At 42.2% G+C, this 742-nt stretch carries 1 protein-coding gene; it reads left to right on the top strand.

Translation table 11 applies throughout. The annotated features are described in order from the left end of the window. Positions 1 to 137: 137 nt before the first annotated feature. Positions 138 to 742: 7TM-DISM domain-containing protein (locus A3729_RS01695; protein WP_156497578.1), on the top strand; the 605-nt coding region annotated here is incomplete at its 3' end.

Here is a 742-nt window from a genome sequence, read left to right as displayed (position 1 = left end):
CTCATCGTTGTAGGGCGTTATGCTTTTTCTGAACAACTTCCCGGATACAAGCTCAGCGCTGAGTCAATACCCGAAAATATAGGCATTTACACCCAATACATCGAAGATAAAGACGGCATTCTATTTTTGAAGATATTATGGCCGCGGACTCAAAGTATAATAATGGTCTAAAATGGCAAAATGCTCCCAACGATGGCCTTGCAAAAGGATTTACTGACTCAGTATATTGGCTCCGCTTTTCAGTCGATAACATAAGCCCAGAAGCCACACGCTGGTACCTTGAGGTTCGCTACCCGATCCTTGATTCAATTGAATACTTCATACCAGATAGTGAGGGCGAGTATACTAAAGAAATCGCAGGTGATGCTTATCCCTTTGAGCAACGAGACATCGATTATCGAAATATCGTTTTTTTACACAACACGCCAGCCAACGAAAGCCAAACTTTTTATATGCGCATCGATACCTCTAGTTCGATGTTTGTCCCCCTTCAAATATGGCCCAATGACACCTTCTTTCATGAAATAGATAAAGTTAAGCTACTGCTCGGCATTCTCTATGGGATCGTAATTCTTGCGCTATTTATTTCAGCAGTAAATGCCGTATTCCTAAGAGACGTCATGTATATCTGGTTAAGCGGTATCTTTATCTGCTTTTTCTTGTACCTGGGTGGGATTAAAGGGGTTGCCTTCCAAGCCTTATGGCCAAACTCTCTCTATTGGCAGAAAATCAGCATCCCCTT

This window comes from Oleiphilus sp. HI0043 (genome assembly GCF_001634935.1).
This window is presented reverse-complemented; position numbering and strand designations above follow the sequence as displayed.